This window comes from Amycolatopsis sp. NPDC114504, assembly GCF_055633595.1.
The window spans coordinates 921,244-939,958 of sequence record NZ_JBVKDU010000006.1 but is presented as its reverse complement, the minus strand read 5'-3'; the positions used below and the strand labels follow the sequence as shown (position 1 = coordinate 939,958).

18 protein-coding genes are annotated in these 18,715 nt (G+C 72.5%); 11 read left to right on the top strand and 7 right to left on the bottom strand.

All coding sequences use genetic code 11. The features are described 5' to 3' along the window. Nucleotides 1-15 precede the first annotated feature (15 nt). Complete coding sequence (locus ACZ7PG_RS46015; protein ID WP_470245524.1) at nucleotides 16-195, top strand: hypothetical protein; 180 nt, start codon at nucleotides 16-18, stop codon at nucleotides 193-195. Here ACZ7PG_RS46015 and ACZ7PG_RS46010 read toward each other — a convergent pair. The 3 genes from ACZ7PG_RS46010 to ACZ7PG_RS46000 all read right to left on the bottom strand — a co-directional run bounded on the left by ACZ7PG_RS46010 (nucleotide 192) and on the right by ACZ7PG_RS46000 (nucleotide 4,111). Next, nucleotides 192-1,385 carry a glycoside hydrolase family 64 protein gene (locus ACZ7PG_RS46010; protein WP_470245523.1) on the bottom strand — a complete coding sequence of 398 codons (1,194 nt, stop codon included), beginning with the start codon at nucleotides 1,383-1,385 and terminating at the stop codon, nucleotides 192-194. The two genes, ACZ7PG_RS46015 and ACZ7PG_RS46010, sit on opposite strands and share 4 nt — an antisense overlap. A 454-nt stretch (nucleotides 1,386-1,839) precedes the next feature. Then, the gene (locus tag ACZ7PG_RS46005; RefSeq protein WP_470245522.1) at nucleotides 1,840-2,784 is read right to left on the bottom strand and encodes an MBL fold metallo-hydrolase; all 945 of its coding nucleotides are present in this window, start codon (nucleotides 2,782-2,784) and stop codon (nucleotides 1,840-1,842) included. Between the two features lie 61 nt (nucleotides 2,785-2,845). Then, nucleotides 2,846-4,111, bottom strand: coding sequence for a ricin-type beta-trefoil lectin domain protein (locus ACZ7PG_RS46000; protein ID WP_470245521.1), 1,266 nt, complete (start codon nucleotides 4,109-4,111; stop codon nucleotides 2,846-2,848). 396 nt (nucleotides 4,112-4,507) lie between these two features. Between ACZ7PG_RS46000 and ACZ7PG_RS45995 the strand changes: the two genes are divergently transcribed. From ACZ7PG_RS45995 to ACZ7PG_RS45980, 4 genes are read left to right on the top strand one after another with little or no spacing between them, the layout of a single operon-like run. Beyond that, nucleotides 4,508-4,984: a PTS sugar transporter subunit IIB gene (locus ACZ7PG_RS45995; RefSeq protein ID WP_470245520.1), complete on the top strand. Its 477-nt coding sequence runs from the start codon at nucleotides 4,508-4,510 to the stop codon at nucleotides 4,982-4,984. A 6-nt stretch (nucleotides 4,985-4,990) separates the two neighbouring features. Further along, a complete protein-coding gene (locus ACZ7PG_RS45990) occupies nucleotides 4,991-6,628 on the top strand; it encodes a PTS system mannose/fructose/sorbose family transporter subunit IID (protein WP_470245519.1) in 1,638 nt (545 codons plus the stop codon). 12 nt (nucleotides 6,629-6,640) lie between these two features. Next, complete coding sequence (locus ACZ7PG_RS45985) at nucleotides 6,641-7,030, top strand: PTS sugar transporter subunit IIA (protein ID WP_470245518.1); 390 nt, start codon at nucleotides 6,641-6,643, stop codon at nucleotides 7,028-7,030. After that, nucleotides 7,027-8,349 (top strand): hypothetical protein, encoded by a 1,323-nt coding sequence (locus tag ACZ7PG_RS45980; RefSeq protein ID WP_470245517.1) that lies wholly within the window; start codon nucleotides 7,027-7,029, stop codon nucleotides 8,347-8,349. Before ACZ7PG_RS45985 ends, ACZ7PG_RS45980 begins: the two co-directional genes overlap by 4 nt. On the opposite strand, the gene ACZ7PG_RS45975 is transcribed toward ACZ7PG_RS45980, so the two are convergent. Both ACZ7PG_RS45975 and ACZ7PG_RS45970 read right to left on the bottom strand, forming a co-directional pair. Next, nucleotides 8,321-9,088, bottom strand: coding sequence for a GntR family transcriptional regulator (locus ACZ7PG_RS45975; RefSeq protein ID WP_470245516.1), 768 nt, complete (start codon nucleotides 9,086-9,088; stop codon nucleotides 8,321-8,323). The genes ACZ7PG_RS45980 and ACZ7PG_RS45975 overlap by 29 nt on opposite strands. Nucleotides 9,089-9,199: 111 nt before the next feature. Beyond that, nucleotides 9,200-12,283: an AfsR/SARP family transcriptional regulator gene (locus ACZ7PG_RS45970; RefSeq protein ID WP_470245515.1), complete on the bottom strand. Its 3,084-nt coding sequence runs from the start codon at nucleotides 12,281-12,283 to the stop codon at nucleotides 9,200-9,202. A gap of 85 nt (nucleotides 12,284-12,368) precedes the next feature. Between ACZ7PG_RS45970 and ACZ7PG_RS45965 the strand changes: the two genes are divergently transcribed. Next, nucleotides 12,369-12,983: a thioesterase II family protein gene (locus tag ACZ7PG_RS45965; protein ID WP_470245514.1), complete on the top strand. Its 615-nt coding sequence runs from the start codon at nucleotides 12,369-12,371 to the stop codon at nucleotides 12,981-12,983. Here ACZ7PG_RS45965 and ACZ7PG_RS45960 read toward each other — a convergent pair. Beyond that, nucleotides 12,932-13,105 (bottom strand): hypothetical protein, encoded by a 174-nt coding sequence (locus ACZ7PG_RS45960; protein ID WP_470245513.1) that lies wholly within the window; start codon nucleotides 13,103-13,105, stop codon nucleotides 12,932-12,934. The genes ACZ7PG_RS45965 and ACZ7PG_RS45960 overlap by 52 nt on opposite strands. Nucleotides 13,106-13,242: 137 nt before the next feature. On the opposite strand from ACZ7PG_RS45960, the gene ACZ7PG_RS45955 reads away from it, so the two are divergent. The 4 genes from ACZ7PG_RS45955 to ACZ7PG_RS45940 all read left to right on the top strand — a co-directional run bounded on the left by ACZ7PG_RS45955 (nucleotide 13,243) and on the right by ACZ7PG_RS45940 (nucleotide 16,260). Further along, nucleotides 13,243-14,220, top strand: a complete 978-nt coding sequence (locus ACZ7PG_RS45955) for a methyltransferase (RefSeq protein ID WP_470245512.1) — start codon at nucleotides 13,243-13,245, stop codon at nucleotides 14,218-14,220. A 20-nt stretch (nucleotides 14,221-14,240) separates the two neighbouring features. Beyond that, on the top strand, nucleotides 14,241-15,500 hold the full coding sequence (locus tag ACZ7PG_RS45950; RefSeq protein ID WP_470245511.1) for an MFS transporter: 1,260 nt from the start codon (nucleotides 14,241-14,243) through the stop codon (nucleotides 15,498-15,500). 156 nt (nucleotides 15,501-15,656) lie between these two features. Then, nucleotides 15,657-15,986 (top strand): hypothetical protein, encoded by a 330-nt coding sequence (locus ACZ7PG_RS45945; RefSeq protein WP_470245510.1) that lies wholly within the window; start codon nucleotides 15,657-15,659, stop codon nucleotides 15,984-15,986. Between the two features lie 10 nt (nucleotides 15,987-15,996). Continuing rightward, nucleotides 15,997-16,260, top strand: a complete 264-nt coding sequence (locus tag ACZ7PG_RS45940) for an SH3 domain-containing protein (RefSeq protein WP_470245509.1) — start codon at nucleotides 15,997-15,999, stop codon at nucleotides 16,258-16,260. Nucleotides 16,261-16,263: 3 nt separating this feature from the next. Here ACZ7PG_RS45940 and ACZ7PG_RS45935 read toward each other — a convergent pair whose 3' ends face one another. Further along, nucleotides 16,264-17,175, bottom strand: a complete 912-nt coding sequence (locus ACZ7PG_RS45935) for a Kelch repeat-containing protein (RefSeq protein WP_470245508.1) — start codon at nucleotides 17,173-17,175, stop codon at nucleotides 16,264-16,266. A 354-nt stretch (nucleotides 17,176-17,529) separates the two neighbouring features. Here ACZ7PG_RS45935 and ACZ7PG_RS45930 point away from each other — a divergent pair, with 354 nt between their 5' ends. After that, nucleotides 17,530-18,504, top strand: coding sequence for an ABC transporter substrate-binding protein (locus ACZ7PG_RS45930; protein WP_470245507.1), 975 nt, complete (start codon nucleotides 17,530-17,532; stop codon nucleotides 18,502-18,504). Nucleotides 18,505-18,715: the final 211 nt, after the last annotated feature.

The window sequence follows — 18,715 nt, the reverse complement described above, 5'->3', positions numbered from 1 at the left end:
TCGGGGTGAGCCGCTATGCGGATCCGGAAGATCCTGCTCGTCATACCGTTGCTGGTTCTGGACCTCGCCGCCTGCGGGCAGCCGACGGTCCTCGTCAAGGTGGGCAAGGCGGTGCCGGTGCCGGACAGCACCGGCGTACCCGCCTGCACGTTCCTGGGGGATACGCCGGTGGTGCCGGACGTGGTCCGGCTTTAGTCGAACGGGTCGAGGGTCAGGTACGCGGTCGCCGGGTTCCCGTCGTTGACGAGAGATTCGAAGTGGCCCACGTCGTCGAAGGCGAACGCGTACGCCTTGCCGTCCGCCATCTGCGCGTGGATCTTCTTCGCGTACTGGTTGGTGACGGCGTCCTGGTAGAAGTCGGCCGGGCTCGTGTCCGGCTGGTTCGCGTTGGTCAGCAGCGTCGAGCGGTTGAAGCCCGCGCAGAGCGTGCGCGAGATCTGGCCGCGGACGTCGTTCGGGGCGTCGAGGTTCTTGTAGCAGCCGAAAACGCTGTCGGAGTCGGGTTTCTGGAACGCCGTCACGAACCCGCCGGAGGTGTTCGTGAAGTTCATGACGTTGCCCGAGACCCGGCCGGAGTACTTGACGTTCGGCTGGTCGGCGACGGGTGTCACGGTCAGCGTCGACGAGCTGTACTTCGTCCAGACGCGGTTGATGTAGTCCTGCAGCACGTTCGAGGGCAGGGCACCGGCTTCGATGCCGTGGCTCGGCGCGAGCGCGCGCAGGACCGTGCCGTCGGAGCGCGTCCGGATCAGGCCGGCCCAGCCGCCGGCTTGGCCGCGCAGTGAGTTCAGGAAAGCGTTGTAGCCGCCCGCTTTCAGGTGGCCGGTGTTCTTCGTGGTGCCGCCGACCGGCTGCACGCCGACCGCGTAGGGCGCCGAGAACATGTCGACCTGGGTGCTGTTGAGCCAGAGGCCGCCGTCGTTGAGCGTGTACTCCGACCAGTTGAAGAGGATGTTCACGTTCGGGTCGGACGGGTTCTGGACCGCCGGCTGCACGAGCCCGCCGGTGGCGAGCTTGAACACGAGCTTCTGCCCGTAGGAGAAGTAGATCCGGCCGGAGAACTTCGGGATCCGGATGGTGATCGACTGGCCGTTCGCGGGCCCGGCGATCGACGCGTCGGGCGCGGGGACGGGCGGGTTCCCGCCACCGGGCCAGGCGTGGAAGGCGCCGTTCGCGTCGGCCCAGCCCTGCTGCCCGGTCGCCAGGTAGGTGCCGAGGTCGTAGAGGTAGATCCGATCGGCGCGCCCGGAGTTGTTGGTGATCTTCAGCGGAATGGTGGCCGGCACGGCATCGGCGGCCGGAGCGAGGGCGGCGACGAGCCCGGCGGCGACGGCGGCCGCGGCGCCGAGAGTGGCGAGTCGTCGAAGGAAGGATCTGGTGCGCACGGGCGACTCCTCGTCGAGGCCGGTGATCGCAAGTTGTCCAGACCATTGCAGGCGCCGGGGTGAACGGTTGTCAAAGGCTGATACTTATTAGCCACCGTCCGGAGCAAGCACGGACGATGGCGTCGGCGGCCGGGGCTGGCTCGCTGCGGCGACACGCAGGTCGCTAGTCGATCCTCGGGAGGCAGTGCGCGGGGGTCGCCGGCCCGAGCGTCATGAACGCCTCGTTCGTCGCGTCGGGCGACAGGGGGCAGGCGAGGCCGCCAGGCGAGGTTTGCGCCGTCACCGGCGGGGCCGGGTGAGCGGCTCGGGTGAGGTCGCGAATGAGTCATGGCGACACCGCCGCCGGTGAGTCGCCACTCGGTGTACGGGAGGCAGTGCGCGGGGGTCGCCGGCCCGAGCGTCGTGACCGCCTCGCTCATCGCGTCGGGCGAGGTGAGCGACCCCCGGAGCAAGGCTAGGAGATGCGGCGCACCGGCTCCCCGCCCAGCAGGCAGTCGAGGTCGATGCGGCCGCCCGCGGCTGCCAGGACCGCGTCGATCGCCAGGTCGACGTCCAGCTTTCGGGCGTGCTGGTCGGCGTACGCGCGCATCAGGTTGCCGATGTGGCGCTCGGGGTTGCGCCACGTCGGCCAGCGCAGGGATGCCTGGTTCGCCAGCCTCGTGAAGTCCGTCTGACGCTCCGTCACCTCGAGGAGCCACTCCAGGTACACGCGCATCGCGTGCAGCGCGCTGTGGCCGGGGGTCGCCACCGGGCCGTGGCCCGGGACGACCGTCCGCGGGCGGAACGTGTCCTGCAGCCAGGCGAGCGCGTCGAGCCAGCCCGGGACCGAGCCGTGGACCGCCAGCGGTGTGTCGCCGACCGACACGAGGTCGCCGGTGAACAGCGTGCCCGAGCGTGGCTCGTGCACCACCAGGTCGCCCGCGGTGTGCGCGACGCCGGGTACCGCCACGACGTCGGCGACCGCGTCGCCGAGGTCGAGGCGGCGCCAGCCGGTCACCGGCCGGACCGCGGCCGGCTCCGGGGGCTCGAGCACGCCCCACTGGGTGTAGGTGAAGACGTTGCCGTAGGTCTGCGGCCCGGCCTTGACCAGGTCGACGCTGCCGGGGGCGGCCAACGCCGTCCCGCCCTCGCGCAGCGCGACCCCGACGCCGTTGTGGTGCTCGCCGTGCGCGTGCGTGACGACGACGGTCAGCTCCTGCTCGCCCGCGTACTTGCGGACGTCGCGCATCAGCTCCAGCGTCGCCTGCTCGGTGCCGCACGTGTCGACCAGCACGACGCCTTCGCTGCCCTGGATCCAGCCGCTGTTCGAGACGAACCACTCCGCCGGGCTCTTCACGTACGCGACCACGCCCGGGCGCGCGTGCCGGAGCGGGACGATGTTCGATGTGACGGCCGGCATGGTTCCTCCCCTGGACTGACCACTCGTTAACGACGGGGGCGCGAGCAGGTTGCGCCCCGGGTTACCCGGCGAGCGCCCAGCGCTGGTTGACCGCCGCCGAGCACGTCCGGATCTGCAGCCGGGTGCCGTCGGCGGTCGACCCGCCCGGCGCGTCGAGGCACTTGCCCGACTGCGGGTTCAGCAGCGTGCCGTCGGAGCGCGCCTGCCACGTCTGCGCGCCGGTGGCGTTGCAGTCCCACAGCTGGACGAGTGTGCCGTCCGCGGTGCCGCTGTTGGAGACGTCGAGGCACTTGCCGAGGGCGCGGATCGTGCCGTTCTGCCTGGTCCAGCGCTGGGCGGCGGTGGTGTTGCAGGTCCAGAGCTGCACGGCGGTGCCGTTGGCGGTGTTCGACGCGCTGACGTCGACGCACTTGCCGGCGACCCCGGTGATGGTGCCGGCCGGGTAGGGGCTGCCGCTCGCGATCAGGTACGCGCTGGTCGCGACGTTCCAGTGCGTCGCCAGGTAGCTGCCGGGCGCCGGGCTGGTGTTGAAGTAGTCGTCGCCGAGGCAGTCGAACTGGTTCTCCGGCGCGCCCGGGCAGACCTTCACGAGGGTGCCCGGCGGGTTCGGGAGGCCGCCGTCGTCGTAGCACATGATGTCCTCGTCGTCCCAGCAGTGACCGAACGCGCTGGAGTGCGGCGCGCTGCCCTGGACGGCGCCGAGGGTGTGGAGCAGCTCGTGCCCGGTGGCCTGCCAGGACCAGCAGCCGGTGCCGACCGTGGCGTAGTGCGGGCCGGCGTTGTACGGGTTGCCCGAGCCGGGGCTGTCGTTGCCGCCGTTGCCGAACGCGAGGCCGCAGCCGTCCTTGTCGTACCAGACGATGTACTTGCGGTCGGCGCGGTTGTAGCCCTGGGCCTTGATGGCGTTGGTGATCGTGTCGACGGACGCCATGTCACCCTGGGCGATGGTCACGTTGTTCACGGTGGCCCGGCAGCTGGAGTCGGTGACGTACCGGACGTGCCGGATGCCCCCGCCGAGCCGGCTCGCGGCCTCGACGAAGCCGTCGTCGATCTGGCTCGCGAAGGTCTGGAACTGGCCGACGAACTGCGCGTAGCGGTCGGCCTGCGTGTTGCCGCGGACGTAGAGGGCCTGGACGCGCTTGCCGCTGGAGCCGTCGCCGTCGCAGACGGTCGACATCGGCCGCGCGGCGGCCGTGGCGGTCTGGTGGCGCAGGTGGTCGGGCAGCTGTTCGGTGCCGTCACCCGCGGCGGCGGCCGAGGGCAGCAGGGCGGTGGCGAAGACGAGGGCGGTGCTGAGCGCGGCGAGGCGCCAGGTTCTCTTGGCCATGGGGGAGTTCCGCCTTTCCCGGTGCGACAGGGGACGAGAAGTGCGGTCTAGACCAGTGAGGATGATAGGCAGCGGGTGAGCGGGCTGTCACTGACAAGAACGGACAGCCTGGAGTGAATCGCCCACGAGATTTCGGTCGAGCGATTGAAATGATCTTTCCGGACCACTGAGCGGTACGGGTCTTGACAGTCGATCTCGGACGTTCATACTGGTATATACCTTTATGGGAGGGTCCGGGAAATATCCGAGGGGGCTTCGCGCTCGCGGGCCGACGGAAGGTCTGAGGGGTCCTTCCGTCGGTCGCGCGAAGCCGTCGTGCGAACCTCCGGTCACGGACAGCGTTGACACAACTACTGGTACGAACCAGGATGGGTGCTGCCGGCCGGGAGGAGACACATGGCGGGGGCACACGTCCGGATCGACAACCGGCTGATCCACGGCCAGGTCACCGTCGCGTGGACCCGGCGGCTCGGCGTGCGCCGGCTGGTCGTCTGCAACGACGAGGTCGCGGCCGACGACCTGCAGCGGGTGCTGCTCCCGCAGGCCGCCCGCGGGCTGCCCACCGACGTCTGCACCGTCGCCGAAGCGCTCGAACTGGCCACCGGTGACGACGTCATGATCCTCGCGAAGCACCCCGAAGACGCCTTCCGCCTGGTCGAGGGCGGGCTGCGGCCCGGCACGGTCAACGTCGGCAACGTCGCGCCCCGGCCCGGCACCGGCTACACCATGGTCACGCGCTCGATCGCGGTCACCGCGGACGAGGCCGACGCCTACCGCAAGCTCGCCGCCACCGGAGTCCCGCTGGTCACGCAGCTGATGCCGCACGACAAGCCCGCCGATTTCGTCCCGTTCCTCGACCGGAAAGGGCTCTAGCCCCGCATGCTCGTCGCGCTGGCCCTGACTCTGTGGGCGATCTACTGCACCTACGACGGGCTCGGCCCGTTCCTCATCTACGCCCAGCGCCCGCTCATCGCCGGTTCGGTGGCCGGGCTGATCGTCGGGCACCCGCTGCTCGGCCTGATGATCGGCGCGACGCTGGAGCTGGCCGCGCTGGGCGTCTACACCTACGGCGGCGCGACCATCCCGGACTACCAGACCGGTGCGATCGTCGGCACCGCGCTGGCCGCGGGTGCCGCCGGCGGGACGTCCGCGCAGGTCGCGATCGGGCTCGGCGTCGGGCTGCCGGCCGCGCTCCTGCTCTCCACGCTCGACCCGGTCGGCAAGATCATCACGACCGCGCTGGTCCACCGAGCGGACGGGTACGCCGCCGACGGCAACGCGCGCGGCCTCGCGCTGATCCACTGGGTCAGCCTGGTGCCGTGGGTGGCGGTGCGCGCGGTCCCGACGTTCCTCGCCGCGCTCGCCGCGTCCGGTGACCTGGTCAAGGACATCACCGCGAGCATCCCGGCCGGCTTCGTGCAGGGCATGTCGCTCGCCGGGTCGCTGCTTCCCGCCGTCGGGTTCGCGCTGCTGCTCGGCATGATGGAGCTGTCGCGGTACTGGTACCTGCTGCTGATCGGGTTCGTCGCGTTCGCCTACCTCCACGTGCCGCTGCTGGGCATCGCGCTGATCGGCGTCGCGGTCGCGATGCTGTTCGTGACGCTGAAGCGCGACGAGCCGGCCGTAGTGGTCCCGGAGACTTCCGAGGACGAGCCCGAAGAGTCCGAAAAGGACACTGTGGACCCGCGGCTGACGAAGCAGGACCTGCGCCGCGTCTTCCGCCGGTACTTCTGGTCGAGCCAGATCTCCTGGAACTACGAACGGATGCAGGCGCTCGGGTTCGCGTACTCGATGGAACCGGCGCTGCGCCGGCTCTACCCGGAGAAGGCCGACTACGTCGCCGGTCTGCAGCGGCACCTCCAGTTCTTCAACACCTCGGTGCTCATCGGCGGCCCGCTGATCCTCGGCTCGAGCGTCGCGCTGGAGGAAGCGGGCACGCCGAAGTCGGCCGCGAGCACGAAGGTCGCGCTGATGGGGCCGATGGCCGGCATCGGCGACACCCTCGTCTTCGCGCTGTACAACAGCATCGTCTTCACCATGGGCGCGTCGTGGGCGCTGCAGGGCAACTGGCTCGGCCCCGCCTTCGCGGCAGTCATGGTGCTCGTGCCGTACGCGCTGGTGCGGCGCTGGCAGTTCGGGTTCGCCTACCGCGAAGGGAAACGGCTGGCCGGCCACCTCGCCGCCGGCGCGCTCGCCCGCGTCGCGCAGGGGGCGACCGTGCTCGGGTTCGTCGTGCTCGGCGGGTTCGTCCCGTCGATCGTCAAGGTCGTCACCACGCTGACCTACCGCCAGACCACGACGGTCCAGGGGCAGCCGGTGACGCAGGCCGTCGCGATCCAGGACCGGCTCGACGAGCTCGTCCCGTTCCTGCTGCCGGTGCTCGTCACCGCCGGGGTGTACCTGCTGACGGCCAAGGCCCGTCTGCGGCCCGTCTGGACCATCGCCATCGTCGTCGTCGCCGGAGTGGCCCTGGGGTGGCTCGGCTGGTTCGCGCCGTCGGCGCCGGTGAAGAGTTAGGGAGACACCGCCATGTCTGTTCCGATCATCCTCGCCGGACACGGGCGCCTGCCCTCCGGCGTGGGGGAAGCCGCCGAAATGATCCTCGGCCCGCAGTCGCGGCTGAAGGTCTGCGAGCTGAGCTCGCGCGACAGCCCCGAGGAGTTCGGCCTCCGGGTGCTCGGCCTGGCCGGCGACGCCCCCGGCGTGCTCGTGCTGGCCGACCTGCACGGCGGCTCGCCGTTCAACGCCGTCCGCACGCTCGCCGCCGCGCACCCGCGCATCCAGCTGGTCTCCGGGCTCAACCTGCCGATGCTGCTGGAGGTCCTGCTGCACACGACCGGCGACGTCACCGAGCTCGCCGGGGTGGCTCGCGCCGCCGGCCGCGACGGTGTCGTCGACGTCCTGGAATCCACCTGGTGACCGCCTCGCTCCTGCTCGCCGCGCAAGACGTCCGGATCACTCCGGGGCCGGGGCACCCGCTGGGTGGCTACGTGGCCAGGGACGGCGTCGCGACCGGTACGCACGACGACCTCGAGGCGTCGCTGATCTGGCTGTCCACCGAAGACGACCCCGGGGTGCTGTGGGTGGCGCTCGACGCGCTCGCGGTCGACGCCGGCCTCACCCGCACCCTGGCCGAGGCCGTCGCGGCCGCCGTGGGCATCGACCAGGGACGGGTGCTCGTCTGCGCGTCGCACACGCACTCCGGGCCCGAGGGCTGGACCGGCCCGCTGCACCCCGGGCTGCCGGGGCGTCGCGACGCGGGGCTGGTCGGCCGCATGGCGGAGACGGTCACCGGCGCGGCGCTGCGGCTGCGCGCGTGCCGGGGCCGCGTCCGGGCCAGCTGGCACGCGGGATCGACGGAGGCCGTCGGCGGCAACCGCTACCGGCCGGACGGGCCGCACGACACGTCGTTCGGCGTGCTGGAGCTGCGCCGCGACGACGGTTCGCCGGCCGCGCTGCTGTTCGACTACGCCAGCCACCCGACGGTGCTCGGGCCCGACAACCTCCGGTGGTCGGCGGACTGGCCGGGCGCGACGCGGCGCGAGCTGGCGGCCCTGATCGGGCAGCCGGTGGCGGCGTTCCTGCAGGGCGCGGCGGGCGACGCGAGCTCCCGGTTCGTCCGGCGCGGGCGCGACCACGACGAGGTCCGCACCCTCGGCGGCCACCTCGCGACGTCGATCGCCCGGACGCTCGCGGCCGCCTCCGCGACGGCGGAAACCGGCCCGATCCGGCTGTCCCGCTCGACGTTGCACCTGCCCTACCGCGAGGTGCCGTCGCTGGAGGACAGCCTGGAGCTGCGGCAGTCGGCCGAGCGCGAGTGGCAGCGCGAGCTGGCCCACCACGGCGAGGACCACCCGGCGGTCCGGATCGCGCGGACCCGGTACGAGGGCTGCGCGATGCTCGCGGCGATGGCGGCCACCGGCCGGCCGACGGGCTGCGCGGAGGTTCCGGTCAGCGTGGTGACGCTGGGGGAGATCGCGTGGCTGCACACGCCGTTCGAGCTGTTCGCGTCGCTGGGGCTGCGGATCCGGCGGGGGAGCCCGTTCCGGCACACGCGGGTGATCGGCTACACCGACGGGTACCTGGGGTACCTCCCGGACGCGGACGGCCACCGCGGCGGCGTCTACGAGTCGTACGTGACGCTGTTCGGCCCCGACGCGGGGGACGTGCTGGTGGAGCACTGCCTGAAGCTGCTCCGCGCGCACGACGTCAGCTCGGGCTCCGCCGCGCCTGGGTGAACACGGTGTAGCGGTCCGCGCGGTAGAGCGAGCGGCCCGCTTCGATCACGCCGCCGCCCTGGTCGTGCAGCGTGCCCTCGATGATCAGGCACGGCTGGGTGGGCTCGATGTCGAGCAGGGCGGCGTCGCCGCTGTCGGGGAGGACCGCGGAGATCGCCGTGTCGTTCCACTCCGCGTGCACGCCCCAGCGCTCCTCGAGGGTGCGGTGCAGGGACTGCGTCTCCCAGTCGAACAGCTCGATGTCGGGGAACCGGTCGACGGACAGGTTCGTGCGCTCGACCGCGAACGGCTCGTCGTCGACGTAACGCAGGCGTTCCAGCCGGAACACGCGCGCGCCCGGGGGGACGTTGAGGCGTCCGGCCAGGCGGGGCATCGCGCGCTCGACCTCGGCGTGCAGCACCTTCGTCTTGGGGCTCACCCCGCGGGCCTTCATGTCCTCGGTGAACGACGTGAGCATGTCGATGTGCGCGGCCTGGCGCTCGGCGGTGAACGTCGCCGTGCCGTGCTGGCGGTAGAGGACGCCGTCGGAGACCAGGCGGTTGATCTCCTGGCGCACGGTGCCGCGGGCGACGCCGAAGTGCTCGGCGAGGAACCGTTCGGACGGCATCAGCCGCCCGGCGCCGGCCTCGGTCGCGACGCTCTCCAGGATCTCGCGGAGCTGCTCGCCCTTGGGCCGCCCCGGCTGCAGTGCGTCCGGGAGCCGGAGATCGCTCGCGGGGACGTGTTTGGGACGGGGCATGGCTTCAGTATGTCGCGCGGGCGGGCCGGAGGTAACACCGCGCGCCGGGTCCGGCCGGTGAGAACCCGCGTGGTCAGAGCTTTTCCGGCGTCCGGACGCGGTTCGGCCGCGTCATCCGGTGGCGCGGCGGGCGAAGTCCGCGAGGAACCGCTCCGCGAGGGCTTCCCCCGTCACGTGTCCCACCGACCGGTACAGGCCCCTGGCCTCGCGCGCCGTCCCGTCGGCCAGCATCGAACGGCCCGCCGCGCCCTCCACTGCCGCCAGCCCGAGCAGTGCCTGGGCCTCCAGCAGGCGGTAGCCGCCCGCTCGGGCCGCGTCGAGGGCCGTCCGGGCGTGCTCGCCCGCTTCCGGCACCCGGCCGGCCGCCGCCAGTACCCACGCCAGCGTCGCCGACGCCTCCGCCAGCTGGCCGCGCAGGCCCGACTCCACGGCCAGCTCCCGTGCCTCGCTCAGCACGCGTTCCGCCGACGTCAGGTCGCCGCCGGCTTCCGACGCCCGGCCCAGCGCGATCAGCGCCGCCGCCTCCACCTGGCGGTCGCCGTCGCGGCGGACGCGGTCCAGGGCCTCTTCCGCCGTTCGGGCCGCCACGGCGTGGTCGCCGCGGGCGCCCTGCAACGCGCTCAACGCGGTCAGCGCGGTCGCCTCGCCGAAGCTCGAACCGAGGCCGCGGAACGCGCTCAGCGATCCGTCCACCGCTTCGGCCGCCTCCTCGAAGCGTCCGGTCTCCAGCAGCACCCAGCCGAGGTCGGCGAGGTTCGCGGCCTCCCAGAACCGCAGGTCCTTCCGGCGGCACAGCGCGACCGCCTCGCACAGGCAGTCCTCGGCCTGCTCCAGCCGGCCCAGCTGCCGGTAGTGGCAGCTCAGCGAGTTCAGCGCGAGCGCCTCGCCCGAGGAGTTGGCCAGCTCGCGGAACAGCTGGATCGCCCGCCGGCTGTGTTCGACCGCTTCCGACAGCCGGCCGGTCCACTCCAGCATCGAGCCCAGGTTCGCGACCGCCGTCGCCTCGCACTCGCGCCAGCCGCACGCCCGGCTGGCCAGCACCGCCTTCTCCGAGTGCCGGATGCCCGCCTCGTGCTGGCCTTCGCGGAAGTACGCGCCGCCGATCGACAGGTGCACCAGCGCCTCGGCCGGCCGGGCGCCGTGCTCCCGCGCCGCGTTCAGCACGATCGGCGCGAGCTCCAGCCACTCCGCGCGGCGCCCGTGGTCGTGGAAGAACCGCCGCAGGGCGTCGGCGAGGTACCAGGCGGCGGGGTACGGCCCCCGCGTCGCCGCCAGCCGCAGCGCCGCCGCCAGGTTCGGCACCTCGACGTCCAGCCAGGCCACGGCTTCGGCGGCGTCGGCGAACTCGACCGGGCTCGGCGCCGCCGGGGCGTCTTCTCGGGGGAGCGTCACGATCCGGGCGCCGAACAGCGCGACGGCGGCGTCCGCGGCCGCGCAGTAGCCGGTGAACAGCCGCTCCCACGCCTTTTCGCGTGCGACTTCGTCTTCGTCGGCGCGGACGCACCGCTCGGCGTAGCGCCGGGCGAGGTCGTGGAACCGGTAGCGCCGCGGCGCGTGCGCCTCCAGGAGGTTCGCCGCGGCCAGCCCGCGCAGCCGCCGGGTCGCCTCCTCGGCCGGCACGTCCAGCAGGCCCGCCGCGGCGACCGCCGTGAAGTCGGCGCCCGGCACCAGCGCCAGCAGCCGGAACGCGTGCCGCAGCCCGGGCGGCAACGCCTGGTAGGACACCGAGAACGCCTTCGCGACGGCGCTTTCGCCCGTCCCGTCGAAGCCGAGCTGGGCCAGGGGGTCGCCGCGCAGCTCCTCGACGAGCTCGCCGAGGCTCGCGACCCCGGTGTTCGCCGCCGCGATCCGCAGGGCGAGCGGGTGGTGCCCGCAGAGCCGGGCCAGCTCGGCCGCCGCCTCGGGCTCGGTGGCCACCCGTTCGCCGAGCAGGACGGTCAGCAGCGCGCGCGAGTCGTCCTCGGGCAGCTGCGTCAGGCCGAGCGACCGCGCGCCGGTGCGCGCGACGAGCTCGTCGAGCCGGTGGCGGCTGGTCACCAGCACCCGGCCCGACGACGGCAGCAGCGGCAGTACCTGGGCGGCGTCGCGCGCGTTGTCCAGCACCACCAGCGCCTGCCGGTCGGCCAGCAGCGACCGGTAGAGCTTGCTCTGGTCGTCGATGCCCGGCGGCACGTCCCGCAGGTCGACGCCGAGGGTGCGCAGCAGCTGGGCGAGCGCGGCGGCGGGCGTGAGCGGCTCGTCGTCGGCGTCGAAGCCGCGCAGGTTCACGTACAGCTGGCCGTCGGGGAAGCCCGCCCGCGCGGTGTGGGCCCAGTGCACGGCCAGCGCGGTCTTGCCGACGCCGGCGGTGCCGGTGATCACCCAGACGTCGCCCGGCTCGTCGAGCGCGGCCAGCTCCGGCGCCCGGCCGGTGAACCCGCGGACGTCCAGCGGCAGCTCGGCGGGCCGCGGCACGACCGGGACCGCGGCCGGCGCCGGTTCGCCTTCGCCGCGCAGGATTCGCATCCGCAGGTCGCGCAGGGCCTGGCCGGGTTCGATGCCGAGCTCGGCCACCAGCAGCTCGTGCGCCCGCGCGTAGGTCTCGAGGGCTTCCGGCGTGCGGCCACAGCGGTGCAGCGCGAGCATCAGCGCGGCCCGCAGCCGTTCCCGGAACGGCTGCTCCTCGACGAGCCGGCGCAGCTCGCCGACGACCTCGGCGTGCCGGCCCGAGGCCAGTTCCTGCTCGTAGAGCTCCTCCAGCACGACGAGCCGGCGTTCGGTCAGCGCCGGGCCTTCGTGCTCGGCCAGCGGCTCGCTCACCCCACCGAGCGGGGTGCCTTCCCACAGCGCCAGCGCGGCCCGCAGGTGCGCGACGGCCGCCGCGCCGGACGTCGCCCTGGCCTGGGCGACCTCGTCGTCGAACACGTCGAGGTCCCGGTCACCGGGAGCGACCTCGATCACGTAGCCGGGCGCGCGCCGGACGATGACGTCGCGGCCGAGGAGCTTCCGCAGCTCCGAGACGTGCACCTGCAGCCGCCCGCGGACGCTCGGCGGCGCGTTCTCACCCCAGGTGAGGTCGATGAGCCGATCTTCGCTGACCACGCGGTTCGGGTTCAGCAGGAGCGCGGCCAGCACGGAAGTCTGCTTCTGGCCGCCGGGCCGGACGGCACCGGCATCGCCGAGGACCGTGACCGGCCCGAGCAGGCGGTAGCGCACGTGGAGCCCCCAGAAGGCCGACCGAAGCGGAACGGAAGTGCCGTGGCCGACCCTATCCCCGGCCGAGGAGAAAAGGGGGCCGCGGGTGGACACCGACGACGACGGACGGCTGCTGTTCGTCTGCTTCCCGGACGCGGGGGAAGCAGCCGGGCGGTACCGGGCCTGGCGCGATCCGCGGATCGCGGTGCACGTCGTCGAGCTGCCGGGCCGGGGCGAGCGCCGGGAGGAGCACTCGTACCGGGACATGTGGCTGCTGGTGGAGTCCCTCGCGGCGGAGCTGGCCGGGGTGCTCGCCCGCCCGCACGTGCTGTTCGGCGCGGGGCTCGGCGCGTTGGTCGCCTACCGGCTGGCGCAGCGGCGGGTGGCCGCGGGACTGGGGGTCCCGCGGGCACTCGTCGTGGCGCACCAGGCGCCGCCGGACCGGGCCGCGCGGGTCGTGCCGGAGCAGGCGGCCCGCGCGGACGTCAGCCTGCTGGCCAGCGACGCGCACGTGCCCGTGGCGCCGCCGCTGCCGTGCCCGATCCGCGGGTTCGGCGAGCCGCACGTGATGACGGGGTGGGGCGAGCACACCAACGCGGGGTTCGTGCTCGCCCCGGCCCGGGTGCGGGACAGCGGCGCGCTGCTGCGCGACGCCGTCCTGCGCGCGGGCTACCTGGTTTCCGCGCTGGCCGTCCCGGGCCTCGGCGAGTCGCCGATGTAGGGACCGACGCCGATGGACGGGCCGGTCTGGGGCGGCTTCTCGGCCGCCTGGGCGGCGGGCGCGAGGACGAAGACAGCCAGGAAGGCCGTGCCGATGACGGCCTGGAACACGCGGGCTCTCATGGTTCGACTCCTCAGGTTCGGATTGCGGCCGATCTTGCCCGAACCGGCTTCCAAACCGCTTCCCTTTGCCCGTAGTGGTCATCCGGTCACCGGCGGTCCCTTGTGGAGGGAATCGTGCCGCTGTCACCATGTTCGTCATGGGGAGTGACGAGGCGAACACGATCCGGGCCATGGCGAGTCTCGCGACACCCATGGCGCTGCGCGTCGCGGTGACTCTCGGCCTGCCGGACCGGCTCCGCGATGACGTCGCCGTGGATCGGCTCGCGGAGGACCTCGGGGTCGCGCCGGTCCCGCTCGGGCTGCTGCTGGGGCACCTCACGACACTGGGGTTCTTCGAGCGGACGGCCGCCGGCTACCGGACCACGGCCTACGGTGAGCACCTCTGCGGCGACACCCTGACCAGCGTCCTGCTCAACCTCGACACGGCGGGCGGGCGCGCCGAGCTGGCGTTCGTCGAGCTCCTGCACAGCGTCACCACCGGGGAGGCCGGCTACGACCGCCGGTACGGGCGGGACTTCTGGGCCGACCTCGCCGAGCACCCGCCGCTGCGCGAGTCGTTCGACCGGCAGATGGCGCACCGGCTGCGCGCCGAGGCCCCGCAGCTCGCGGCCGGCTACGACTGGGGCCGGTTCGCCACGGTCGTCGACGTCGGCGGGGGTCCCGGGACGGCGCTCGCCGCGATCCTGGCGGCCCACCCCGGGATGCGAGGCCGGCTGGTCGACCTCGACGTCTCCACGGCCGCCCGGACCTTCGCCGCGCACGGGCTCGAGGACCGGGCTTCGGTGCTCGCGGGCAGCTTCTTCGACCCGCTCCCGGCCGGCGCGGACGCCTACCTGCTGTGCGACATCCTGCACAACTGGGACGACGAGCCCGCCGGTCGAGTGCTGGCCCGCTGCGTCGAGGCGGCCCGTCCGGACGGCCGGGTGCTGGTCGTCGAGGCGGTCGGCGGGCGGCGCGGTCGCACCGACATGGACCTGGCCATGCTCGTCAGCTTCGGCGGCCGGGAGCGCCAGGTGGCCGAATTCCGTGAGCTCGCCGCCGCCAACGGGCTGGTGCTCGATGGCGTGACCGACGTGAGCGAAGGGCGGTTCCTGCTGGAGTTCCGGATTACATAAGCGCTGTTACAATTTGGCCCGTGTCCCTGACCGGTGCTTTCGTCGACCTGACCCCGCTTCGCGTGTCGCCGGCCTTCAGGAGGCTCTGGCTGGGCCGGGTCTTCTCGGGCTTCGGGGCGCAGATGACGCTCGTCGCCGTGATGTTCCAGGTCTGGGAACAGACCCGGAGCACGATCTGGACCGGGGCCGTCGGGCTCGCCCAGGCGCTGCCGGTGGTCGTGTTCGGGCTGTTCGCCGGCTCGCTGGTGGACCGCGTCGACCGGCGGAAGTTCGCGCTGCTCACCACCGCGGGACAGGCCGGCTGCTCGGTTCTCCTCGCGGTGCAGGGGTTTCTCGGCGACGTGCCGGTCCTGGCCGTGCTGGGGCTGGTGGCCGCGCAGTCGTGCTTCGTCGCTGGCGGCGGGCCGGCGGCACGCACGTTCGTCCCGCGGCTGCTGACGCCGGAGCAGCTCCCGGCCGGGCTGGCGCTGAACCGGATCGCGTTCCAGGGCGCGATGCTGCTCGGCCCGGCGCTGGCCGGGCTCCTGCTGGGCCGGTTCGGGGTGGGCGGCTGCTACCTGGTCGACGCGCTGACGTTCGCGATGGCGTTCTACGGCGTCATCGGCCTCCCGCCGATGCGCCCCGACGGCGAACTGTCCCGGCCGGGGCTGCGCGGGGTGCTGGACGGGCTGGCGTTCCTGGTGCGCACGCCGGTCGTCCGGGGAGCGCTGCTGACCGACCTGGCGGCGACGGTCCTGTCGATGCCGATCAGCCTGTTCCCGCTGGTGAACGCGGAGAAGTTCGCCGGCGACCCGCGGACGCTGGGACTGTTCCTGTCGGCGATCGCGGTGGGCGGGGTGGCGGCCTCGGTGTTTTCGGGGACGTTCACCCGGCTGCCGCGGCCGGGCCTGGTGATGCTGGCGGGATCGGCGGCGTGGGGCGGGGCGCTGGTGGTGTTCGGGCTGGCACCGGACCCGCGGGTGGGCCTGGCGTGCCTGGTCCTGGCGGGCGCGGCGGACACGGTTTCGGTGGTTTCCCGTGGGGCGCTGGTCCAGCTCAACACGCCGGACGCACTGCTCGGCCGGGTCGCGGCGGCGGAGCAGATCGTCGGCCAGGCGGGTCCGGACCTCGGCAACCTGCGGGGCGGTCTGGTCGCGGGGGTCACCTCGGGAGCGGCGGCTTTGGTGAGCGGCGGGGTGTTGTGCGTGGCCGCGGTGGTGCTGGTGGGTGCGGGCACGCCGGGCTTGCGCCGCTTCGCGACACCGGCGGGCAGTGGGTCTGCCGCGGCCGGTCGTGAGTGAGAAACAGTGTTCTAACCCTGTTTCCCACTCACGACCTCGCCGCTGCTCAGCTGGACCCGAAGTGTGCACGCCCGGTCATCGTGTGGGCTTCCGCCGCACCTCGCCGCGAGGTAGTTCTTTCCAGACGGCACTTTCGTCCGTCCGGAAAGGACCGAAATGATCAAGCGAACCTGTGCGGCCGCACTCCTCGCCGTCGCCGCGGCGGGACTGGTGGTCGCGCCCGCCGAAGCGACCGTCCAAAGTGGAAGCGGCACCATCGGTGACCCCTGGGTGCCGACCCGCGCCGCGCACATCACCTGCCAGACCGCCACCCTCTTCGGCAACTACACCCCCGGCCAGGGCCATTCCGACCCGATCGCGACGCTCGTGCAGGGCAACTACATCGGCGTCCGCTACATCACCTCCGATCACAACTCCGCCGACGTCTTCTGGCACGGCACGAGCAAGTGGGGCTTCGTGCTCCGCGACTGCTTCTCCTTGAGCTGAAAGGGAACCGATGAAACGCGCCACCCTGGCCGCGGCACTCACCATTGCCGCGGCGATCGCCGCCGCCCCCGCGGCGGAGGCCGGCACCGTGCACGAAATCTGCGCCCAGGACCTCTACGTCCGGACGCAGCCGGCCGGCGTCATCGTCGGCACCCTCTACCGCGGTGACCACTTCGAGCTGTCGCGGTACTCGCCCAGCGGCGACTGGGCCGAGGGCTACGCGATGGGTCACGTGAACCAGCGCGGCTGGATCCAGGCCGGCTGGTTCTGCTGACCCTCAGGGCAGCTTGAGCGAAAGCACGTCCGGCACCGTCACCAGGCTGCCGTAGAGGTTGGCGTTCCCGCCGATGGCGAGGACGCGGTGCGCCGGGGTCGCCGCGCAGAGCAGGGACGCCCGGCCGTGGGGGAGCAGCGTGCCCAGCAGCACCCATTCCCCCGTGCGGACGTCGAGGACCTCGGTCGTGCGGTCGCGGGCGGCCGGGTCCTCGACCGGCGCGGGACCGCCGCCGGCCACCACGATCCGGTCGCCCACCCGCACCGCGCCGGGCGCGCCGCGGCGCTTGCGCATCGGCGCGACCGCTTCCCAGCGGTCGGTGTCCGGGCAGTACCGCTCCACCGCGTCGAGCGCGGTCTGCTGCCGGCTGGGCAAACCGCCGAGCGCGTACAGGTGCGTCTCGGTCGCGACGAGCCGGAACCGGGCGCGCGGGGTGAGCATCGGGGCCACCGGCGCCCAGTGTCCCGTCGCCGGGTCGAAGACGAGCACGGCGTCCGTGGCGTGCTCCTCCGGATCGCCGTCCCCGACGAAACCGCCTGCCACGTAAAGCTTTCCGCCCAGCCCGGCCGCCGAAGCCGCGCCGAGCGGCACGGGCAGGGGCGGGCTCGGCCGCCATGCGTCGGTCGCCGGGTCGTAGACCTCGACGACGTCGCTGGTGCGCTCGTCCGCGGTGATCCCGCCGGCGGCGTAGATCAGCCCGCCGACCACCCCGGCCGCGTGGTTGCCGCGCGGGGTGGGCATCGGGCTGACGTAGCGCCAGGCGCCGCTGCCCGTGACCTTGCGCGTCTCCACCGAGCCGAAGCCCACGTTCCCGTCGGTCCCGCCGAGCACGAAGACGTCGTCCCCGACGGTCGCCACCTCGTGGGCGAACCTCGGCGACAGCATCGGCGGCCGGTACTTCCACGACACGTTCATCGCGCACCCCTCCCATTCCGCTCGCCAGAGTCTCCGAAGGCGATCTTTTTGTTACCGCTTCCGCCGAAATTGGTTTTTCGCTGGCCGGCCGCGCACGGCGATTCCTTTCCCGATGGGTCATCCGCTGTAGTGCGCTCGGCTGAATGGCGGAGGTTGATCACGCTGTGTGGCGGCTTCTCGTGGGTTTGTTTCCGCTGGTGATCACGGTCCGGTCAGTGGATTACCTGTTTGAACGCTGTTCAGGCTTTCCCGGATCGATATTTGCGGACCCGGAAAACGTCATCTACAGTCCGGCAGATCGCGGCTGAACGAGCCGGATTTCCGTGGTTTGTAGATTCTTCTGCGAGGATTGGCATGCTCAAACACGCCTCGACACGCCGGTTCGCCGTGCTCGCTCTCGTCCTCGCACTGGTGAGCGCGTGCAGTCAGCGCGGTGGCTCCGGATCGGGCGGCGCCGTCGAAAAGCCGGCGATCCGGGTCGCCATCTTTTCCGCCGTCGACCTGGCGACCTTCTGGCTGGCCCAGGAGGGCGGCTACTTCAAGGCCCAGGGGCTCGACGTGCAGGCCGACACCGGTGCCAGCGGCCAGGAGGCCCTGACCCGGATGACGAACGGCCAGGACGACCTCGCGATGTCCACGTACACCCTGTTCTTCCTGGCGAAGAACAACGGTACCGACGTGCGGCTGATCGCGGACGCCACCTCGGCCAGCCCGCGCAGCAACGAGCTGGTCACCGTGCCGAACTCGCCGGTCAAGACGGTCGGCGACCTGAACGGCAAGCGGATCGCCATCAGCTCGAAGAACGCCGCTTCGGACGTGCTGACCCGGTCGGTGATGCGCGACCACGGGGTCGGCTTCGACAAGGTGCAGTGGGTGCCGATGCCGTTGCCGGACATGGGGACCGCGCTGGCGCAGGGCCGCGTCGACGCCGCCTACCAGCCGGAACCGTTCCTCACCCAGTCGGCCAAGGTCGCCGGCGCGTACCCGGTCATCGACGCCGCCAGCGGCAGCACGCAGTCGTTCCCCCTCACCGGCTTCGGCGCGACGGCGAAGTGGGTCCAGGCCCACCCGAAGACGATGCTGGCGTTCCAGCGCGCGATGCTCAACGCCACGCGCGCCGCGGTCGACCGCGCGCGGATCGAGCCGCTCGTCGTCCGCAACGCCAAGGTGGACCAGGACATCGCGAGCCTGATGGTGATGCCCGCGTTCGGGTCCACTCTGGATGCCCGCCGCATCCAGCGGGTGCCGGACCTGCTGCAGCAGCTGGGCGTCGTCCAGACGAAGCTCGACGCCTCCTCGATGATCGCCCCGCAGGCGAGTACCGGCTGACCGGGGTCTGGAGGAGAAGGGCGGGTGCGCTGAAAAGCGCACCCGCCCTTCTTGCGTCGTAAGGACTTCCCCCGGCACACGGGCATCTCGAAATTCACGGACCGGCCCGCGTCGATCCGGTTTCCGGTGGTTCGCACCTTGACACGACCGGCGCCGCACCCCACCCTCTTCATACCGACCGCGCGGTACGGCCCGGTCCACATGGTGAGAC

Bases quoted from the DNA above. Each gene is read 5' to 3' on its own strand.
- ACZ7PG_RS45990 (WP_470245519.1), top strand. From the start codon at position 4,991: ATGCTCGTCGCGCTGGCCCTGACTCTGTGGGCGATCTACTGCACCTAC.
- ACZ7PG_RS45935 (WP_470245508.1), bottom strand. From the start codon at position 17,175: ATGAACGTGTCGTGGAAGTACCGGCCGCCGATGCTGTCGCCGAGGTTC.
- ACZ7PG_RS45955 (WP_470245512.1), top strand. From the start codon at position 13,243: ATGGGGAGTGACGAGGCGAACACGATCCGGGCCATGGCGAGTCTCGCG.
- ACZ7PG_RS46015 (WP_470245524.1), top strand. From the start codon at position 16: ATGCGGATCCGGAAGATCCTGCTCGTCATACCGTTGCTGGTTCTGGAC.
- ACZ7PG_RS45945 (WP_470245510.1), top strand. From the start codon at position 15,657: ATGATCAAGCGAACCTGTGCGGCCGCACTCCTCGCCGTCGCCGCGGCG.
- ACZ7PG_RS45995 (WP_470245520.1), top strand. From the start codon at position 4,508: ATGGCGGGGGCACACGTCCGGATCGACAACCGGCTGATCCACGGCCAG.
- ACZ7PG_RS45960 (WP_470245513.1), bottom strand. From the start codon at position 13,105: ATGAGAGCCCGCGTGTTCCAGGCCGTCATCGGCACGGCCTTCCTGGCT.
- ACZ7PG_RS46000 (WP_470245521.1), bottom strand. From the start codon at position 4,111: ATGGCCAAGAGAACCTGGCGCCTCGCCGCGCTCAGCACCGCCCTCGTC.
- ACZ7PG_RS45930 (WP_470245507.1), top strand. From the start codon at position 17,530: ATGCTCAAACACGCCTCGACACGCCGGTTCGCCGTGCTCGCTCTCGTC.
- ACZ7PG_RS45940 (WP_470245509.1), top strand. From the start codon at position 15,997: ATGAAACGCGCCACCCTGGCCGCGGCACTCACCATTGCCGCGGCGATC.
- ACZ7PG_RS45975 (WP_470245516.1), bottom strand. From the start codon at position 9,088: ATGCCCCGTCCCAAACACGTCCCCGCGAGCGATCTCCGGCTCCCGGAC.
- ACZ7PG_RS45985 (WP_470245518.1), top strand. From the start codon at position 6,641: ATGTCTGTTCCGATCATCCTCGCCGGACACGGGCGCCTGCCCTCCGGC.
- ACZ7PG_RS46005 (WP_470245522.1), bottom strand. From the start codon at position 2,784: ATGCCGGCCGTCACATCGAACATCGTCCCGCTCCGGCACGCGCGCCCG.